This is a genomic window from Agreia pratensis, assembly GCF_900177685.1.
In the GTDB taxonomy this organism is placed as follows: domain Bacteria; phylum Actinomycetota; class Actinomycetes; order Actinomycetales; family Microbacteriaceae; genus Agreia; species Agreia pratensis.
The window spans coordinates 1,060,721-1,076,728 of record NZ_FXAY01000001.1; the positions used below are offsets into that span (position 1 = coordinate 1,060,721).

Annotated in this window: 21 protein-coding genes; 10 read left to right on the plus strand and 11 right to left on the minus strand. The window is 66.5% G+C overall.

What is annotated here, in order from left to right; all coding sequences use genetic code 11:
• Positions 1-45: 45 nt before the first annotated feature.
• Both cysK and B9Y86_RS05015 read right to left on the minus strand, forming a co-directional pair.
• On the minus strand, positions 46-981 hold the full coding sequence (gene cysK, locus B9Y86_RS05010) for a cysteine synthase A (protein WP_085483472.1): 936 nt from the start codon (positions 979-981) through the stop codon (positions 46-48).
• A 138-nt stretch (positions 982-1,119) separates the two neighbouring features.
• Positions 1,120-1,560 carry a MarR family winged helix-turn-helix transcriptional regulator gene (locus tag B9Y86_RS05015; protein WP_176223259.1) on the minus strand — a complete coding sequence of 147 codons (441 nt, stop codon included), beginning with the start codon at positions 1,558-1,560 and terminating at the stop codon, positions 1,120-1,122.
• 71 nt (positions 1,561-1,631) lie between these two features.
• Here B9Y86_RS05015 and B9Y86_RS05020 point away from each other — a divergent pair, with 71 nt between their 5' ends.
• On the plus strand, positions 1,632-2,162 hold the full coding sequence (locus tag B9Y86_RS05020) for a phenolic acid decarboxylase (RefSeq protein ID WP_085483476.1): 531 nt from the start codon (positions 1,632-1,634) through the stop codon (positions 2,160-2,162).
• A gap of 33 nt (positions 2,163-2,195) precedes the next feature.
• Here the strand turns inward: B9Y86_RS05020 and B9Y86_RS05025 are convergent, their stop codons facing one another.
• Positions 2,196-2,678 carry a GNAT family N-acetyltransferase gene (locus B9Y86_RS05025; protein ID WP_085483478.1) on the minus strand — a complete coding sequence of 161 codons (483 nt, stop codon included), beginning with the start codon at positions 2,676-2,678 and terminating at the stop codon, positions 2,196-2,198.
• Positions 2,679-2,800: 122 nt separating this feature from the next.
• Between B9Y86_RS05025 and trhO the strand changes: the two genes are divergently transcribed.
• On the plus strand, positions 2,801-3,745 hold the full coding sequence (trhO, locus tag B9Y86_RS05030; protein ID WP_085483480.1) for an oxygen-dependent tRNA uridine(34) hydroxylase TrhO: 945 nt from the start codon (positions 2,801-2,803) through the stop codon (positions 3,743-3,745).
• Positions 3,746-3,789: 44 nt separating this feature from the next.
• Positions 3,790-4,563, plus strand: coding sequence for an isocitrate lyase/PEP mutase family protein (locus B9Y86_RS05035; protein ID WP_085483482.1), 774 nt, complete (start codon positions 3,790-3,792; stop codon positions 4,561-4,563).
• Between the two features lie 7 nt (positions 4,564-4,570).
• Here B9Y86_RS05035 and B9Y86_RS05040 read toward each other — a convergent pair whose 3' ends face one another.
• Entirely contained in the window at positions 4,571-5,257 is a 687-nt protein-coding gene (locus B9Y86_RS05040; RefSeq protein WP_085483484.1) for an SDR family NAD(P)-dependent oxidoreductase, read from the minus strand.
• Between the two features lie 142 nt (positions 5,258-5,399).
• Between B9Y86_RS05040 and B9Y86_RS05045 the strand changes: the two genes are divergently transcribed.
• Together B9Y86_RS05045 and B9Y86_RS05050 are read left to right on the plus strand one after the other, a co-directional pair.
• Positions 5,400-6,935 carry a DNA-3-methyladenine glycosylase 2 family protein gene (locus B9Y86_RS05045; RefSeq protein WP_085483486.1) on the plus strand — a complete coding sequence of 512 codons (1,536 nt, stop codon included), beginning with the start codon at positions 5,400-5,402 and terminating at the stop codon, positions 6,933-6,935.
• Positions 6,932-7,441 carry a methylated-DNA--[protein]-cysteine S-methyltransferase gene (locus B9Y86_RS05050; RefSeq protein WP_085483488.1) on the plus strand — a complete coding sequence of 170 codons (510 nt, stop codon included), beginning with the start codon at positions 6,932-6,934 and terminating at the stop codon, positions 7,439-7,441. Before B9Y86_RS05045 ends, B9Y86_RS05050 begins: the two co-directional genes overlap by 4 nt.
• A gap of 4 nt (positions 7,442-7,445) precedes the next feature.
• Here B9Y86_RS05050 and B9Y86_RS05055 read toward each other — a convergent pair whose 3' ends face one another.
• The 3 genes from B9Y86_RS05055 to B9Y86_RS05065 are packed head-to-tail and all read right to left on the minus strand — an operon-like array spanning position 7,446 to position 9,759.
• Positions 7,446-7,934 carry a hypothetical protein gene (locus tag B9Y86_RS05055; RefSeq protein ID WP_085483490.1) on the minus strand — a complete coding sequence of 163 codons (489 nt, stop codon included), beginning with the start codon at positions 7,932-7,934 and terminating at the stop codon, positions 7,446-7,448.
• Positions 7,931-8,821 (minus strand): LssY C-terminal domain-containing protein, encoded by an 891-nt coding sequence (locus tag B9Y86_RS05060; RefSeq protein ID WP_085483492.1) that lies wholly within the window; start codon positions 8,819-8,821, stop codon positions 7,931-7,933. The genes B9Y86_RS05055 and B9Y86_RS05060 overlap by 4 nt, the downstream gene beginning before the upstream one ends.
• 2 nt (positions 8,822-8,823) lie before the next feature.
• A complete protein-coding gene (locus B9Y86_RS05065; protein ID WP_085483494.1) occupies positions 8,824-9,759 on the minus strand; it encodes a PfkB family carbohydrate kinase in 936 nt (311 codons plus the stop codon).
• A 128-nt stretch (positions 9,760-9,887) separates the two neighbouring features.
• Here B9Y86_RS05065 and B9Y86_RS05070 point away from each other — a divergent pair, with 128 nt between their 5' ends.
• The 4 genes from B9Y86_RS05070 (at position 9,888) to B9Y86_RS05085 (ending at position 13,041) form a co-directional block, all read left to right on the plus strand.
• The gene (locus tag B9Y86_RS05070; protein WP_085483496.1) at positions 9,888-10,790 is read left to right on the plus strand and encodes an ATP-binding cassette domain-containing protein; all 903 of its coding nucleotides are present in this window, start codon (positions 9,888-9,890) and stop codon (positions 10,788-10,790) included.
• A complete protein-coding gene (locus tag B9Y86_RS05075; RefSeq protein WP_244894635.1) occupies positions 10,787-11,596 on the plus strand; it encodes an ABC transporter permease in 810 nt (269 codons plus the stop codon). Before B9Y86_RS05070 ends, B9Y86_RS05075 begins: the two co-directional genes overlap by 4 nt.
• An 82-nt stretch (positions 11,597-11,678) precedes the next feature.
• Positions 11,679-11,846: a hypothetical protein gene (locus B9Y86_RS17485; protein ID WP_176223260.1), complete on the plus strand. Its 168-nt coding sequence runs from the start codon at positions 11,679-11,681 to the stop codon at positions 11,844-11,846.
• A gap of 127 nt (positions 11,847-11,973) precedes the next feature.
• Entirely contained in the window at positions 11,974-13,041 is a 1,068-nt protein-coding gene (locus B9Y86_RS05085) for an alkene reductase (RefSeq protein ID WP_085483500.1), read from the plus strand.
• Between the two features lie 58 nt (positions 13,042-13,099).
• On the opposite strand, the gene B9Y86_RS05090 is transcribed toward B9Y86_RS05085, so the two are convergent.
• The 4 genes from B9Y86_RS05090 to B9Y86_RS05105 all read right to left on the minus strand — a co-directional run bounded on the left by B9Y86_RS05090 (position 13,100) and on the right by B9Y86_RS05105 (position 15,109).
• Positions 13,100-13,498, minus strand: coding sequence for a hypothetical protein (locus B9Y86_RS05090; RefSeq protein ID WP_085483502.1), 399 nt, complete (start codon positions 13,496-13,498; stop codon positions 13,100-13,102).
• A 92-nt stretch (positions 13,499-13,590) separates the two neighbouring features.
• Positions 13,591-13,911, minus strand: coding sequence for a hypothetical protein (locus tag B9Y86_RS05095; RefSeq protein WP_085483504.1), 321 nt, complete (start codon positions 13,909-13,911; stop codon positions 13,591-13,593).
• A complete protein-coding gene (locus tag B9Y86_RS05100; RefSeq protein ID WP_085483506.1) occupies positions 13,908-14,546 on the minus strand; it encodes a hypothetical protein in 639 nt (212 codons plus the stop codon). The genes B9Y86_RS05095 and B9Y86_RS05100 overlap by 4 nt, the downstream gene beginning before the upstream one ends.
• A complete protein-coding gene (locus B9Y86_RS05105; protein WP_085483508.1) occupies positions 14,543-15,109 on the minus strand; it encodes an RNA polymerase sigma factor in 567 nt (188 codons plus the stop codon). The genes B9Y86_RS05100 and B9Y86_RS05105 overlap by 4 nt, the downstream gene beginning before the upstream one ends.
• Positions 15,110-15,222: 113 nt before the next feature.
• On the opposite strand from B9Y86_RS05105, the gene B9Y86_RS05110 reads away from it, so the two are divergent.
• Positions 15,223-15,651 carry an Asp23/Gls24 family envelope stress response protein gene (locus B9Y86_RS05110; protein WP_085483510.1) on the plus strand — a complete coding sequence of 143 codons (429 nt, stop codon included), beginning with the start codon at positions 15,223-15,225 and terminating at the stop codon, positions 15,649-15,651.
• The last annotated feature ends 357 nt before the right edge of the window (positions 15,652-16,008 follow it).

Consider the following 16,008-nt stretch of genomic DNA (forward strand, 5'->3'; position numbering starts at 1 on the left):
CCCGAGGCTCGGCCGACGCGCGAGACGCGGCCAGGGTCATGCGGCTCAGTCCTGCAGGTCTTCGTACAGAACGGTCGACAGGTAGCGCTCGCCGTAGCTTGCGACGACGACCACGATGGTCTTGCCCGCGTTCTCGGGGCGAGCCGCGAGTTCGAGGGCGGCTGTGACCGTGGCACCCGACGAGATGCCGGCGAGGATTCCCTCTTCGGCGGCGAGGCGGCGGGCCATCGAGACCGACTGCGTGATGTTCACGTCGATGACCTCGTCGTAGACCTCGCGGTCGAGCACCTCGGGCACGAAGTTGGCGCCGATGCCCTGGATCTTGTGCGGCCCGGGTGCGCCTCCGTTGAGGATCGGCGACTCGGCGGGTTCGACGGCCACGACCTGCAGGCCGGGCTTCTGCTCCTTGAGGTAGTTGCCGGCGCCGGTGATGGTTCCGCCGGTTCCGATGCCGGCGACGAAGATGTCGACGGCGCCATCGGTGGCGTTCCAGATCTCGGGTCCCGTGGTCGCACGGTGGATGGCCGGGTTCGCCGCGTTGGCGAATTGCTTGGCCAGTACGGCTCCGGGGGTGTTGGCGACGATCTCGGCTGCCTTCTCGACGGCTCCGCGCATGCCCTCGGGGCCAGGGGTGAGAACGAGCTCGGCTCCATATGCGCGCAGCAGCGTGCGGCGCTCCTTCGACATCGACTCGGGCATCGTGAGGATGACCTTGTAGCCGCGGGCCGCGCCGACCATGGCGAGAGCGATGCCGGTGTTGCCCGACGTTCCCTCGACGATGGTTCCGCCCGGAGGAAGCTCGCCCGAGGCCTCGGCAGCGTCGACGATGGCGACGCCGAGGCGGTCTTTCACGCTAGAGGAGGGGTTGTAGAACTCGAGCTTCGCGAGCACGGTTGCGCCGAGTCCCTCGGTCACGCGGTTCAGGCGAACCAGCGGAGTGTTTCCGAAGACCTCGGTGATGTCGTTGTAGATGCTGGACATGGCGGCAAATCCTTAACTGAACTCATGCGAGCTCGACGACGAGAAGGGGACAACTCTCTCAGCCTAGGGAGTCAGGGAGAGCGCGAAGCCATTGTTACGACAACTAGCAGCAATTCGTAGCCGTTATGGCAGTATTCGTCAGTTCTGTTCGGCCAGATCGTCGCTCAGGCGCGCGAGCAGGGGAAGCGCCGCGCCGATCTTCGCTCTCTCGGCGGCGCTGAGACGAGCAAGCGATTCGTCGAGAACGGCCTCGCTGACAGAGTCGTAGGTGCTGAGAAGCTGCATGGCCTTGGGGGAGGCGGATATGAGCGTGACACGACCGTCCGAGGCGGTGATCCCGCGTTCGACGAGGCCCGCCGACTGAAGGCTCTTGAGGAGATTGCTCACGGTGGACTTCGCCACGCGAAGGGCCTCTGCGATGTCACTGGGGCTGAGCGGCCCCTTGTGTGTGAGAACCCTGAGCACCTCCACCTGCGCATCAGGAAGGTTGGGCAGACTTCCACGAGACCGTGTTGCGCGCAGAATGCCGCGGCGCAGCGGTCCGGTCAGTGCTGCCAGCTCTCTGGCGATACTCGTCACGTCGATCCCCCTCGCTGGGAGCTTACCGACAAGCGATTGGCCACAGACTGGTTTTGTAACAAAATAAACCCATGACGAACACACCGACCACGATCGAGAACCCCATCCCCGAGCAGAACCTCGAGGGCATCGTCGGACACCGACTGATCTACACCTACGCCAATGGCTGGCAATACGAGATGTACGTCAAGAACGCCACCACGATGGACTACCGCATTCACAGCGGCATGGTGGGCGGTCGCTGGGTGAAAGACCAGACCATCGACCTGGTCAGGCTCACCAAGGGGGTCTTCAAGGTCTCGTGGAACGAGCCCACCGGAACCTCCGTGGTCGTCAACATCCTTCCCGACGAGCGCGTGCTCCACGGAACGATCTTCTTCCCGCACTGGGTCGAGCTCGATGGAAGCAAGACCGTGCTGTTCCAGAACGACCACCTCGACCAGATGCGCGCCTACCGCGACGCGGGCCCGACCTACCCGATCTTCACGGTTCCCGAGTTCGGCAAGATCACCCTCTTCGAGTTCGTCGGAGAGAACGACGACGAGGTCATCTCGGTGGCCCCAGGTGATCTGCCCGCTGATTTTGCGCAGCGAAGCAACTAATGACTCCGCGCTAGCTGGCTGAGCCCTGTCGACCTAGAGCGACTTGCGCATCTTCACGCTCACGGGCTCGTATCCCACGGAGTCGTAGAGCGTGCGGGCTGCGGTGTTGAAGGCGAAGACGCTGAGGCCCAAGGTGCGCGCCCCCTGAGAGCGCGCATACTCCTCCGCCAGGTTCATCGCCTCGCGTCCGATGCCGCGACCCCGGTGTTGTTCGTCGACGAGAACGTCCCAGATCCACCACGAATTGTCGTCGCCGGAATTGCCCGCGCCCGAACCGCTGCGCCCCAGCCACAGGTACCCCACGGAGCGCTCGAGCTCATCGACGAGGTCGAAGACCGCGTTGAGCGCCGTCGGCGCACCTGAGGCGAAGAGACCCTCCATCGACTCGGCCGAGTGCCGCCGCGCCTCGTCGTGCGACTCGCCCGTGACGATGAGATCTCTCTCGTACTCGTCGCGGCTCCGCTCGAGCCACGCGGGAAAGCGTTCTGGACTCATCGGAACCAAGTGAACGGGCATGCACCCAGTGTGGCGCACAGAGGGCCCGGTGATTGTGCCCGAATACCTCCATCCGTTGACTGCAACCACCGCACAATGGAGGTATTCGGGCACGAAAACAGTGGCGCGCGTAAAATCGGTGGGTGGCAGTCTCGAAGGTCCTCCTCTATTACGCGTTCACTCCGCTCGCCGACCCCGATGCCATTCGCCTGTGGCAGCGCGACCTCTGCGAGTCGCTCGGACTGCGCGGACGCATTCTGATCTCGAAAGACGGCATCAACGGAACCGTCGGCGGAGAGCTCGGAGCGGTCAAGAAGTACCTGCGCAAAACCCGCGACTACCCGGCATTCAAGCATCTCGACGTGAAGTGGAGCGAAGGATCGGGGCTCGATTCTTCACAGAGTTATCCACAGGCTCCCCACGGCGTGAGTCTCGACTTTCCGAAGCTGGTCGTGAAGGTACGCGACGAGATCGTGAGTTTCGGCGCTCCCGAAGAATTGCACGTCGACGAGTCCGGAGTTCGCGGCGGAGGAACGAAGCTGACTCCCGCCGAGCTGCACGAACTCGTCGAAGAGAAGGCGAAAACCGGCGACGACGTGGTGTTCTTCGACGGCCGCAACTCGTTCGAGGCCGAGATCGGCAGATTCGACGGCGCAATCGTGCCGAATGTGTCGAACACGCGCGAATTTGCCGCCGTTCTCGACTCCGGCGCGTACGACCATCTCAAGGGAAAGCCAGTAGTTACCTACTGCACAGGCGGAATCCGTTGCGAAGTACTCTCGAGCCTGATGACCTCGCGAGGCTTCGGCGAGGTGTATCAACTCGACGGCGGAATCGTGCGCTATGGCGAGACTTTCGGCGATTCCGGGTTGTGGAACGGCTCGCTCTATGTCTTCGACAACCGGGTCTCCATCGATTTCAGCCCCGACGCGGCGGTGATCGGCGAATGCCACCGATGCGGCGCATCCACGAAGCGCATGCAGAACTGCGCCGAAGTGTCATGTCGCACCCAACTCGTGATCTGTGATGCTTGCGCCCAGGCGCAGCCGCCCGCGTGCGCCGAACACGCGAGCATCGTAGCCGGATAGTTTCCACACAGTTATCCACAGGCCGATCCGCCTAGGCTCGGCTCATGAACACCAAAGACAAGGCTCATCAGCTTCTCCACCTGCACGAGCAGCGCGCGATCCTCCAGGTCGTCAACGTCTGGGACGTCGCAAGCGCCCGCGTGGTCGCCGATCTTCCGGGCACCACGGCGCTGGCGACGGCCAGCCACAGCATCGCCGCGACCTTCGGCTACGACGATGGCGAGAACATCCCCGTCGAGCTGATGCTCGACATGTGTGGGCGCATCGCGAGCGCCACCGACCTGCCCGTTTCGGCCGACCTCGAAGCCGGATACGGCGATCCAGGTGAGACCGTGCGCCGGGCGATCGGAGTGGGAATCGTGGGCGCGAACCTCGAAGACCAGATGAAACCGCTGATCGAGTCGGTCGAGAACGTGGCCGAGGTCACGAAGGCAGCGGAGAAAGAAGAGGTGGGCTTCGTTCTCAATGCCCGCACCGACGCGTTCATCAGAGCCGGAGACCGCCCGCTCGATGACGTGATCTCCGACGCCATCGAGCGCGGTCGCGCCTATCTCGACGCCGGCGCCGCGTGTATCTTCGTTCCGGGGCTGCTGAGCGAGCAGACGGTGATCCGCCTCGTCGAAGGAATCGGCGAGCACCGCGTCAGCGTGATCAACGTGCCGGGGTCACTCACGCCGGCGAGGCTCGAGCAGCTGGGCGTTGCGCGCATCTCGTATGGACCCTGGACGCAGCGCGTCGCACTCACCGCGCTGCAGGCATCCGCCCGCGAGCTGCTGACCGGCGGCCACCTGCCCGAGGGCACGCAGCCGCTCAACTGACCGACGGTCAGAACGCGCTGCTCGGCAGGTCTCGGGCGCCGGATGCGATGGCGTCGACGATCACGCCGGCCACGTGATCGGCGTCGTGACCCGCGGGAAAGGCAGGCGCGGTTCCGGCGATCGCGCGCGTCACCAGCCCGGTCTCTGTGTGGCCGGGTCGAGCGTCGAGCAGCCGGATGCCCGCCCGACGGTTCTCGCGACCGGCAGCCACCATGAACGCCGCGAGCGCGGCCTTCGACGCAGAGTAGGCCGCGAGCCCCGCGGTCGGAGCCTCGGCCACTATTCCGCTGATCGTGACGACCGCGGGCTCCCGCCCCTCCTCCGCGCTGCGAGACAGCGCGGGGAGGGCGGCGGTGATCAACTCGATCGGCGACGCCGCATTGACGGCGAACAAGTCGGCGACCGTCTCTGGTTCGAGTTCCGACGCCGGCCCGAAGGCTACGACGCCGCTCGCGATGACCACAGCGTCGAGTCCGCCGAGGCGACGCTCGGCCTCGGCCACGACGGCCGCCGATTCGCGGTGCAGATCGGCTGGGATCGTCTCGGCGGCGAGGTCGAGCGCGTCGAGCCGATCGACATCACGGGCGCTGAGTGCGAGCACGGCACCCGCCTCCGAGAGTCGCCTCGCGATACGCGATCCGAGTCCACCCGTCGCCCCGACCACAAGAATGCGCTTTCCCCTGAGTTCTGTCATGGGCCCACGCTAGGCGCGACCGAAGGATCGGTCGAAGACATTGACAGGTCGTCATCGAGGCCGAATGTGTCGAAGAGCTCCACCCCACGGCCGTGTCCGATTTCCGCTAGCCACCCGTCAGTGGATGCGGCAGGGTTGAGGCATGGATTTCGGCGAGCGGTACCGCGTGATCGAGTCGCGCGACGCGCGGTTCGACGGTCGCTTCGTCACCGCCGTCAGTTCGACCGGCATCTACTGCCGACCGAGCTGCCCGGCCCGCACGCCCAAGCCCACGAACGTCACCTTCTACCCCACGAGTGCGGCGGCCCATCTGGCCGGGTACCGCGCGTGCAAGCGCTGTCTGCCAGAGGCGACGCCCGGCAGCCCCGAATGGAACCTGCGTGAGGACGTCGCCGCACGGGCGATGCGACTCATCGCAGACGGTGTGGTCGAGCGCGACGGCGTCGACGGGCTGTCTCGCCGAATCGGGTACTCGGCTCGGCAGCTGAACCGCATCCTCGTGGGAGAACTCGGAGCCGGCCCGATCGCGCTCGCCCGGGCCCATCGTGCGCAGAACGCCCGAACCCTGATCACGGGTACGGCCATGCCGATGGCCGACGTGGCCTTCGCGGCCGGTTTCACCAGCATCCGCCAGTTCAACGACACCGTCTCCGAGGTGTTCGATCTCACTCCGTCGGCCCTGCGGTCACGATCGCGCGCGACTCCGGCCTCGGGGGCACCGGATGCCGCCGGCTCGATCCGTCTCGCGCTGCCCTATCGCGAGCCACTCGACGTCGACGGACTCTTCGCCTGGTTCCCGCCGCGAGCGGTCGCAGGGGTGGAGACGGCCGGGCCACGCCGATATGCGCGCACTGTGCGACTTCCGCACGGCGCGGCCCACGTCGAGCTGAGCGCGCCCGAGCGCTCCAAAGGCCATCCCCGTATCGACGCCGTGGCCCGTTTCGAGAACATCGCCGATCTTCCGGCGCTGCTCAGCCGCGTGCGGCGGCTGCTCGACCTCGATGCCGATCCACAGGCCGTCGATACCGTCCTCTCCCGCGACGAGCGCCTCGCATCCGAGGTCGCTCGCGTGCCCGGCATCCGGGTGCCCGGTGCCCTCGATGCCGGCGAGATGCTCATCCGGGCGCTCCTCGGCCAGCAGGTCACCGTGGCTGCCGCGCGCACGCAGTTGGCGCGACTGGTCGACGCACTCGGCGACAAGCTGCCCCTCTCGATCCATGACGACGATGCCGCGCATGTTCACCCTCGCCTCTTTCCCACCCCGGCTGCGATTGCCGAACACGCGCACGAGATCCTCCGTGGTCCCGTCGCCCGCACCGATACGGTGCGCCGCGTTGCCGAGGCGCTCGCCGACGGTTCGCTCTCGATCGATATCTCAGACACGCGAGACGATGTGACCGCCCGTCTCACTGCGATTCGTGGCATCGGCCCCTGGACGGCCGACTACGTGGTCATGCGCGCTCTCGGGCACCCCGACGTGTTCGTGCGTCGCGACGTCGCGATCCGGTCGGGCGCGCGCACCCTCGGCTTCGCTGACGGCGACGCGGCACTCGCCGCCGAGGCCACCGCCTTCGCACCCTGGCGCAGCTACCTCTCTATGCACCTCTGGCGCGCGGCCGCTGCGCCGACGCCCGCTTCAACTCCCCCACCGGCTTCTCATCCGAAGGAACACCCATGACCGCGACAGCCCTCCTCCACACCATCGATACGCCCGATGGGCCGTTCACGATTCTCGAAGACGACGAGGGGCGGGTGCTCTCGTCGGGCTGGACGGAATCAGACGAGGCCGTGCTCGCCCGCCTGGCTCCGCGCAACCGTCCGAACGCGGTGGCGGGGCGATCTGCCAACACCCGGGCGGTCGAGGCGTTCTATTCGGGCGACGTCCACGCCATCGATGACGTGCCCGTGCGCCAATTCGGCACTCCCCTGCAGACCGTCTCGTGGGCGGAGCTACGGCGCATCGCCCCGGGATCACCCATCACATACACCGAACTCGCCGCCCGAAGCGGCAATGCGCGCGCCGTGCGCGCGGCAGCGAGCGCGTGCGCCCGCAACGCTCCCGCACTCTTCGTGCCGTGCCACCGCGTGATCAACACCGCCGGCGGCCTCGCCGGATTCGCCTGGGGCATTCCCGTGAAACGCTCCCTACTGGCACGGGAAGCGGCCGCCGCGAACAACGGGTAGTGCTTTATGCCGCTCGGCCGGCCCGGCGCAGAAGGCGTCTGCTGCGACGCGCGTCGCGCCGCCCGTTCGAGTTGCTCGTCGTGAAGTCGCGCGCATCCGAGTCGGAGAGGGCGACCAGCACGAGGATGTCGAGCGAGAGGCCGAGCAGCCCGCCGTTCTCGAGCGTGAACGAGGTGCCGTCGGCGAAGAAGTCGGCGGCCGAGCCCAGCACCAGAATCGTGGCGAGGATCATCGCCACGAATCGCGCCCGGTTGCTGCCCGTGAAGATGAACCGCGCCACCGCCAGGTCGATGATCACGGCGATGCCCAACAAGACCATGATCACGACGAACACGGCGCTCGACAACGCCTGATCGTCGGCACTGGTGCCCAGATCGAGCGAGACGTCGACGTCCTTCCAGTCGAAGGCGATGTTCACCGCGGTCACGATCGTCGTCACGGTGCGCAGCAGAATCAGCAGCACCCCGAGGTAGATCGAGATGGGCCGCCTCACGACTCCACCTCCGGCCCCGCGCCCGACGTCACGGGCACCTGCCGCAGATCGATCTGCGGAAGGTCGCCATCCGTCGCGATGGCATCGCCGCCGCCGTTGACGGCGTGATAGCCGGTCGAGAAATTACGGATGACGGTCACGATCGCGGCAGGATTGGCCGCCGTGACCGTCGCCACGATGTGGTCGCGTTCCACATCGGTGTCGGCGTCGATCTTGTGCGTGACCTGCAAGGTGAACAGCGACAGCCCGACGCTGCGGTCGTAAGTTCCGGCCGCGAGCCACTGCGTGGGAATTCCCCCGGGCAGAAGCCACCCCTCGGGCGCCCGCCAGAAACGCACGTGGTGCCTCTGGGCCGGGTTACCGGCGACCTCCTGCTGGTAGGTGAAGTCCTGGATGTTGCCGAAGAGATAGAGCGGGCTTACGGGCGCATCGGAGTAGCTGCGGCGCATGATCGTCGACATCACGATGCGCCACGCCGACGTGAGGCTCACCTCGTCGGCGCGGGTCCAGCCCGCGGACACCATCGAGGCGTGCACCTGCTCGGCGCTGCCGAACAGCGACAGATTCACGGGGTCGCCGAGCAGCCCTTCGCGGGTGCGGGCGCGGCCGATGAAGTAGTCGGGCACGTAGATCACGGTGAGCAGCGTGTGGATGCGCGGCAACAGAAGGTAGGCCAGCACGACCCAGAAGATGAGGATGAACCAGAGGTTCTGCCACCCGCGCGTGAACGATTCGGTCACAAGCAGGTAGCCGAGCCACGCCGTGGCGACGGTGCCGAAGACGAAGAATGCCCGGTCGAAAAGCCGCACGATCCCGAGGCGCTGGCGCGCGGCATCCGGATGCGCGTCGCGCTCGTCGGCCTCGAGTTCGTCGAGCGGCGTCGCCATGGCTAGACCGACGCGACCGCGACAGGAACGCTGGCCGAGGGGAGCTGCAACAGCGCGCCGCGGGTGCGGCAGGTCGCGGCGGCCACCGCCATCGCCCGCTCGAGAATCGCCTGCCACTCGTCGCCGGTCTGCGGCAGCTGACCCGACTCTCGCGCCTCGACGAGGCTGGCCGCGACGCTCGCAAGTGTGGCGTCGCCCGCGCCCATCGTGTCGACCACAGGCTCCGACATCAGGGTGATCGGCTGGTGCACGAGAACACCCGACTCCGTGGCAATGGATGCGCCATCGCGCCCCGCCGTCGACAGCACGGTCTGCGAGCCGGTCGACGTGAGGCCTTCGGTGAGCATGAGCAGCGACGCGTTGTAGAGCAACGCGGCGTCTTCGTCGCCGACCTTCACAAGAAGCGCCGTCGCCGCGACCCGCTCGAAGTTGGTCACGAACTCGTGCACCGAATGCAGCATGCCCTCGCGCGGATTCGGGTCGATCAGCAGCCTGCTCTGTGGCTCCGACACCGCGTCTTCGAGCAGCGCGACCTGATCGGCCGAGTCGAAGCGCAGACAGCTGATCACGACGAACGGCGCCGCGTCGATGGCCCGGCGCACCCGATCGTCGAACTCGATGAAGCGCTCGACCGATGCCTCGTTGAAGCTGTACCGCGGCTCGCCGTCTGTGCGGTCGGAGATGGCGCGAGCCGTGCCGCGGGGTGCCGGCGTCGCGATCAGATTCACCCCGTACTCGGCGAGGAACGCGCGGATGCTGTCGCCGTCGGAGTCGTCGCCGACCATGGCCACGAGAGTGGTCTTGACGCCGAGGCGGGTGAGTCCTACTGCCACGTTGAGCGCGGCTCCGCCGACGAAGTCCTCCGAGCCCTCGGGCGTGCGGAACTCGTCTATGAGTGCGTCACCGATCACGACAACGGAACCCGTCGCATCCACCATTACGCACCCTCACGTTCGACAAGCCTCAGGATGCACACTCTATTACTGGTGACTTCCCACGCGCACCCGAATAGGGTGGTGTGGATGCCTCGACTACTCCGCCCTGCCAGCCGCCGCGACGTGCGACCATGACCGCGGGCGTGACGATCGAGTTCTCGGGCCTCACCAAGACCTTCGGAGCGGTGAAGGCGGTGTCCGATCTCTCATTCACCGTCGAGCCGGGGCGCGTCACCGGTTTCCTCGGGCCCAATGGGGCGGGCAAGACCACGACTCTGCGTATGCTGCTGGGGCTCGTGCGGCCGACATCCGGCTCCGCGACCTTCGGCGGAACCGCCTATCGCGATCTGCCCACGCCGCTCGCGACCGTGGGCTCCGCGCTCGAGGCGGCCAGCTTCCATCCGGGCCGCAGCGCGGCGAACCATCTGCTCACGTACACCCAGGCCGCAGGGCTCGACCGCGAGCGCGTGCAGCTCGTTCTGCATCGAGTGGGCCTCGGAGCCTACGGCGATCGACGCGTCGGCGGTTACTCGCTCGGCATGCGCCAGCGCCTCGGCCTCGCGTACGCGCTGTTGGGCGACCCTCGCGTGCTCGTGCTCGACGAGCCCATCAACGGCCTCGACCCCGAGGGCATCAAGTGGATCCGGCTGCTGCTGCGCGAACTCGCAGACGAGGGGCGCACCGTGCTGATCTCGTCGCACCTGCTCAGCGAGGTGCAGCAGAGCGTCGATGAGGTCGTCATCGTGTCGCACGGCAAGCTCATCCACCGCGGTTCGCTGGCCAGTCTCGACCAGAGCGAGCAGAAGCAGGTCATTGTCGATGCGACGGATCGAGCAGGTCTGGCCGCAGCACTCGGGGCGGCGGGGTACACCGTGAGCCCGCTGCGCGGCGGCGTTCTCGTCGACAACGCAGAGGCCGCAGATGTGGGGCGCATCGCCTTCGCCGCAGGCATTCCGGTGACCGCACTGTCGCAGAAACGCGTGGGCCTCGAAGAGAGCTTCTTGCACCTCGTCGGAGAGGAGGGGGCGCTGTGAGTCGTTTCGGCGGAGCCCTCCGGTCGGAGGTCACAAAGATCACCTCGACCCGCATGTGGTGGATTCTCGCGATCATCATGGTCGCCTATATCGCCGTGTGCGCCGGCGGGGCGGCGGCGCTCTTCGGCGCGGTCGGCCCTCACAATTTCGGACCGTCGATGTCGGGCAAGAATCTGGCACCGCTCATCTACAGTTTCGGGCCCACTCTGGGCTATGTCTTCGCTGTGCTGCTCGGCGCCCTGGCCACGACGAACGAGTTCCGTCACCAGACGCTGACCCCCACGTTCTTGGCTACGCCGCGACGCGGTCGGGTTCTCGTGGCGAAGCTGGTCGCGCTCACCGGCGCCGGGGCGTTCTACGGCGTGCTGGCCATGATCGCGGCGGTGGGCGCCGGCGCCGGATTGCTTCTCGCGTTCGGCATCGACCCGCAGTTGAGTGATCCGGCCACGTGGGCACTGGTGGGTCGCTCCGTTCTGGCCATGGCACTGTGGTCGGCCATCGGTGTCGGCCTCGGAGTACTTGTGCCGAGCCAGGTGGCCGCGATCGTGATCGTGCTGGCCTTCACGCAGTTCGTCGAGCCCCTTCTGCGACTCGCCTCATCGTTCGCGGAGTGGACCGCACAGATCGGTCAGTTCCTCCCCGGTGCGGCGAGCGATTCTCTGGTCGGGGCGAGCTTCTTCGCGCTCACCGCACGCCCAGGAGGCCCGACCCTGGAGTGGTGGGAAGGCGGCCTCGTGCTGCTCGGTATCGCCGTGGTCGTCAGCATTCTGGGATGGTTCACGAGCTGGCGCCGCGACGTCACCTGACCCTTCTCTTCGTGCCTGCCGAGGTGGGTTGCAGCTGCAGTCGAGGTCGCGCAGGATGGACGGACGACGAAAGGAGTTCTTCATGAGCAGCCTGGCAGACCCCCTGTTCGAGCCCGACCCCGACGCCGAGCGCGAGGTCGATCTCGAGGTCGATGAGCTCGACGTGCCCAATACGATCGACCCCGACGAGCGCGTCGAACTCGACGACGACGACCCCGAAGCGGTCGAAGGCGACGGGCCACACCTCTAAGCGACGGCCCGCCTGTGCGGAACCGGCGAGATTTCGCGCACGAGGAATGATTTCGTCACACTGACGCGTTTGCCAGAGAGTCGCTCTAGCCTCGACAGACACCTCATCGAACGAAAGAAGCATCGTCGTGCAGCTTTTCTCCCCCGTTTCGCTCGGCTCCCTCAACCTCGACAACCGTGTCGTGATGGCGCCACTCACCCGCCTACGGGCTGAAGAAGGCGGAGTTCCCGGTGAACTCATCGCTCTGCACTATGCGCAGCGCGCCACAGCGGGACTCGTGATCACCGAGGGAACGTTCACCTCGGCCGGCGCGCAGGCCTACGCGGGCCAGCCCGGCATCGAGACCGAGGAACAGGCCGAGGGATGGGGCCGCGTCGCCGCCGACGTGCATGATGAAGACGGCCTGATCGTGATGCAGCTGATGCACGCGGGCCGGGTCACGCATCCGCTCATCAACAGCGGGCTCACGATCTATGCCCCCAGTGCGACCGCCATCGAGGGTGAGGTGCGCACGCCCGAGGGCGCGTTCCCCTACCCCGTTCCGACCGCCGCGACCGAAGACGACATCGTGCGCATCATCGACGAGCACGTCGCTGCAGCTCGCCGCGCCGTGGAGGCCGGATTCGACGGCGTCGAGGTGCACTCGGCCAACGGGTACCTGCTGCACCAGTTCTTGTCACCCACGAGCAACACGAGAACGGATGCCTACGGCGGCTCCCCCGAGAAGCGCGCGCGGTTCGGCGCCGAGGTCATCACCGCCGTCGCCCGCGAGATCGGGGCCGACCGAGTCGGCGTGCGCATCTCACCCGAGCGCAACATCCAGGACGTCTTCGAGAAGGATGCCGATGAGACGCGCCTCACCTACGAGACGCTGGTCGACGCGATCGCACCGCTCGGCCTGGCCTACCTGAGCGTGCTGCACCCCGAGCCGGGCTCCGAGCTGGTTCAGGATCTGCGTCACCGCTTCGGAGGCGCCATCATTCTGAACAACGGATTCACGACACCCACCACCCGCGAAGAGGCGCACAGCCTGGTGAACGACGGACTCGCCGACGCTGTCGTCGTCGGCCGCGCACTGCTCGCCAACCCCGACCTGGTGCGCCGCTGGCGCGAGGAGGCGGAGCTCAACGAGCCCGACCCGAAGACGTTCTATGCGACGGGAGCAACTGGCTACACGGACTACCCGACCCTGTAGGGGGTTTCTGCGCCGGTCGAGTAGACGCGAGCGGCCTACTCGACCGGCGACGGCACGATCAGTCGGTGGCGATCTCTTTAGCCGGGTCTTCGATGGCCGGAGGTAGTCGCAGCGCGCGCAGCAACTCGAGTGCGTGCGTCGTGGTGATGATCACGCGCATGAACTCTGCGCCGTCGCCCTCGCCGTCGATGTCGATGACCACCGACGTGCGAGTGCCTTTGATGAGCAGAAAGTCTTTGCCGTCGTGCACCTTCCAGGTGCCGATTGCCAAGGTCAACGGAACCGCCGAGCCCGGCGCCCTGATGCCGCGCACCCACACCCACGGGTCTTCGGTGATGACCGCTGATCGGATGCGATCGAGCGGGATGTCGATATTCGTGCGGCGCAGCGACAGAATCTTCTCGGCGCGGGTCAGGCGGATCTCGAGTCGATCAGTGTGCACGAACAGAACAGCCATACGTCTATCCTGCCCGCGATAGCTGGCGATATGCGCAATTCACCGGCGCCTGCTCGTCACGATCTGACTACGACCGTCGATCGAGCACGAACTCAGCCGATCGCCACCACGCTCACGGCGATCAGGGGCAGCGCCGAGGCCGGTGTACCCACGGGTGCCTGCTGCACGAGATGCTCCAGTACGGCAGCGTGCACCCGCTCGCACACGGCGCGCGACGCGTCGGCGTCGGCGATGCCGATTCGGATGCGCACGGTCGGCTCGCCGATGTGCGCCGCGACATCCCTTGCCAGCCCTGCCACGGCCGTCGGCAGGCCGAGGATCTCCGGCAGCTGCGGGTAGACACTGGTGACGCCGGCAACCGCTCGCACGACATCGTCGATGCTCGCCGCCGAAGCGTTCGTCTCGTCGATCACAGAACGTCTCCCTCGTTCGAAGCCGAACCGTCGCCGGCATCATCGGGTTCCTGATCATTCACCTGCGCGAAGTACACATCGTGCACGGTGATGTCGATGCTCGCGATGGTGAGTTCGGTGTGCTTGAGCAGCGCCGAGTAGATGGTCTCCCGAGCACGGTCGACGGTCTCGACGATGCGCTCGCCCCAGAAGACGGATGCGTCGATCGACACCGTGATCGGGGTGCCGGGCACCGTGACGTCGCCATCGAGGCGGCAGCGACCGATGATGAGTCCGCCGGAGCGGTCTCCCGCGGCGCGGATCAGCCCGCGCACTGCACCCTCGGTGACCGAGAGGGTCGCGCGCGGCGAGGGCGGCAACAGCGGGATGTCGCGCCCAGCTCGTGCCTCGCGGCCGATGCTCTCGAGAATGCCACCCAGCCAGTCGTCGCTCCGTGGGGCTTCAGCCGCGGCATCCACCTCGACGAGAGACTTCGAGATCTGTCGCAGCCGCTCGAGCGAACCGAGTGCGATGCGGCAGCCGGCAGACCCCTCGATCGACGGATCGAGCGGGGTACGCCCCCGATCGAGATAGTCGCTGAGTTCGTCGATCGTGTGGCCATCGAGATCGTCGCGTTCGTTGTCGAGATCGGTCATCGCCAGGCCTCCATTTCGGTCATGAGATTGCGTCGAGCGCGCGAGAGCAGCCCGCGCACGGTGCTGGCGGGGATGCCCATCTGCTCGGCGATCTCGTCGTAGCTGTGTTCGCCGACCTCACGCAGCACCCAGCAGCGCTGCTGGTCGAGGGGCAGCGTCGCCAGCGCCTGCGACACTGCCTCGTGCAGCGAGGTCGCCTCGCTGATGGCATGGGGCGAGAGTCTGTCGGGCTGGGCCGCGTCGACGTCATCGACGTCGAGGTGGTTCTTGCGTGCGCGGATGCGGTCGATGCTCTTGTGGCTGACGATGCGCATCAGCCAGCTCTTGACCACCGAGCCGTCGTTGAGCGAGGGCAGGTCGCGCCACGCCGTGATCAGCGTTTCTTGTACGACGTCGTCGACCTCGTCGTTCGAGCCCAGGATGCGGCGGGCATACGCACGCAGCAACGGCCCGTATCGCCGGGCCAGCACCTCGAATGCGCGAGTGTCACCGTCGGCAGCACGGCCCGCGAGGATGCGATCGTCGGCGTCTTCGAGAGAGAAGCGATAGGGAGCCGCGCTCACCGGACTCCCCCGTTCCCACGTCTTCGAAAAAACTTTCACGTGATCTGTGACGATCTGCCGACTGAATGCGACCTATCACTGAGACTATTCCACACCGAAAAAGGAGATATCCCATGGCCAACACGACCCCCGCCAGTGTAAGCACCCCGACCAACCTGCAGACCGCCCTCGGCAAGACGGTGATCAACGACGGCGTCGTCGCCAAGGTGGCCGGAATCGCCGCTCGCGAGGTCGCCGGAGTCTTCGCTCTCGGAGGCGGAGCAGCCCGCGCGCTCGGCGCAATCCGAGGCGCGATGAACAGCACCGACCTGTCGCAGGGAATCAGCGTCGAGGTCGGCGAGACCCAGGTAGCCGTCGACGTGACCATCGTCGCCGAGTATCCGGCGCCGCTGCAGCAGGTGGCCGACGGCGTTCGCGCATCCATCATCTCTGCGGTCGAGACGCTCGTGGGTATGCAGGTCACCGAGGTCAACGTGAACATCGTCGACGTGCACATCGCGTCTGACGACGATGAGGCAGAGGCGGAGGCGCGGGTTCTGTAGCCTCGCGCGCTCGACCAGCGGGCGTACTGAGGCTGTGGTGGCCCGCACGGGTGCGGGTACCGAATCCATCCGCTGTGTCTCGAAAAACTCATCTGTGCCCCCTGTTCGATGCGTTCGCCATCACCTTCGCGGGACCATTCGAAGGAGCCACCTTTAGCGAAAACCGCCGGACCCGCTCACCGTGTGTCGGACAGTCCCATCTCGTCATATGGTGTCTTTAGGGGCAGGTGGGTGCTGCCGTGAAGTCCAAATCCGGCACAAAAGATGTGAGCTTGGCGAGTAGCGTGCCGCGTGAAGCCGGAGACTTCTTATATGTGCGGATCTACTCCGCGCCGCACATCCTTCGGGGTCTCCTCG